Consider the following 1,410-nt stretch of genomic DNA (forward strand, 5'->3'; position numbering starts at 1 on the left):
TAGTCCGGTCTGAATAATTCAAAAATCAGCAGCCGGCGGGCTGATATCTCCGCCAGGTCCACATCATGGGAATCTGCGACTGCATTGCCTGAGCTGCGATCCGGGCAAAAAGAAGCCGGAGCTTCTTGAGGATCATGCGCAGGTTGTGCCCGCAGCCGCACAGCAGCGCATGGAACGCGTCGCCAGCCGTTCCTTTGAGCCAGTTGCGCCGCAAGCGGCCATCATTTTTCATGTGCCCGATCGCCGGCTCGATGGCGCTGCGGCGCCTGATGTCGCGCCGCAGGCGCTGGGTGATGTCGCGCTTGAGCTTGGGGTGGTAGACCTTGGTGCCGGGCTGCACTTCGACGCCGCGATAGCCCAGATCCACAAAGACCTCCTTGGGCTGGCAGTCGGTCAAGATCGCCACCTGCTCCAAGGCTTCAAACAGCGTGTGCCCGTCGTAGGGATTACCGGGCATGCTGCGCATTCCGACCACCAGGCCTTCCTTGTGCGTGGTGGCGATTGAGACCTTCACGCCGAACTCGTAGGGTTGGCGCGATTTACCTTTTGAGATGCACTCAGCCTCGGGCGCGTGCAGGCTGTACAGCTTGTTCTTGTCCTTCTGCTTTTGCGTCAACAGGCGCTTGGTCTTCGCCAGCAACTCACTGGCCTTACCCTGCATGGCTGCCGGCAGCTTTCCCTGTTGCCGTTCCACGTCACGCCACACGCGGCCGACCACCGTCTTCAATTTCTTCAGGCAATTGCGCATACGCTTGTATTGCTTGGCATGGGCGTAGCGGCCCGTCTGTGCCGCCAGTTTCGGCGCTTCCCGGTTGTAGTTCTGGCGCAGCACCAGCCCACCGTCGACGGCCAGCTTGACTAGGTGCTGCCTGGCCCGCTCCAGCAGCTTGCTGTCGGTGGGATGGGCGATGGCTTTCTCCTGCACCGTGCTGTCGACGATGACCTTCTGGTAGCTCTGCGGCTTGACGACCGCGGTCGATTCGGCAGCCTTGATGGTTTGCGTCAGCATCCACTCCAAGCCTTCCTCGCCGATGCGATTGCGCCAGCGCGTCAAAGAACTGGGATCAATGGGCGGGCGGTGCTGGAACCAGGTCTCACCACAAAACAGCTGCCAGTACGGATTCTCGACCCAGCCCCATACAACGTCCTCGTCCGACAAGGCAAAGGTGTGCTGCAAGTACAGCAGCCCGGCAATGAGGCGGGTTGGCGTGGCTGGTCGGCCACGCGACGATGGGAAGTGCAGCGCCCACTTTTGTTCAAACACTTGCCAGTTGATATGCAGGGCCAGTCGGGCCAGCGGATGCTGCAGATTCACCAGCTCGTCGAGCCGTTGGCGAAACATGTCGTTGCTTTGCGGTCCGGCTGGCTTTGGTCCCATTGAAACTATATGGACGCCTCCCTTTTGCAAGG

At 60.6% G+C, this 1,410-nt stretch carries 1 protein-coding gene; it reads right to left on the reverse strand.

Annotated features, from left to right (window positions below; genetic code table 11):
• Positions 1–25: 25 nt before the first annotated feature.
• The gene (locus AC3WOS_RS28510; protein ID WP_492720698.1) at positions 26–1,378 is read right to left on the reverse strand and encodes an IS5 family transposase; all 1,353 of its coding nucleotides are present in this window, start codon (positions 1,376–1,378) and stop codon (positions 26–28) included.
• Positions 1,379–1,410: the final 32 nt, after the last annotated feature.

It is taken from the genome of Rugamonas sp. FW305-51, assembly GCF_058786935.1.

Bases quoted from the DNA above. Each gene is read 5' to 3' on its own strand.
- AC3WOS_RS28510 (WP_492720698.1), bottom strand. From the start codon at position 1,378: ATGGGACCAAAGCCAGCCGGACCGCAAAGCAACGACATGTTTCGCCAA.